At 67.1% G+C, this 258-nt stretch carries 1 pseudogene; it reads right to left on the reverse strand.

The window, feature by feature from the left end:
- Positions 1 to 258 (reverse strand): annotated as a pseudogene (locus SB753_RS38860) (NAD(P)-dependent alcohol dehydrogenase); the annotation flags it as partial.

Here is a 258-nt window from a genome sequence, read left to right on the forward strand (position 1 = left end):
CGATCGTGCCGGCGCCCAGCACGACGGCGACGTCGCCTGGCTTGATGGCCGCTTTCTTCGCGGCCTGAAGTCCGATCGACAGCGGCTCGACGATGGCTCCTTCGGCGAAGCTCACGTTGTCGGGCAGCTTGTAGGTGAACGCGGCGGGATGGACGACGAACGGTGCGAGGCAGCCGTGCACGGGCGGCGTCGCCCAGAAGCGCACTTTCGGGTCGAGGTTGTAGAGCCCTTCGCGCGATGCGCGTGAATCCATGTCGG

Origin of the sequence: Paraburkholderia sp. SIMBA_053, assembly GCF_046534895.1 — a bacterium.
GTDB lineage: Bacteria > Pseudomonadota > Gammaproteobacteria > Burkholderiales > Burkholderiaceae > Paraburkholderia > Paraburkholderia caledonica.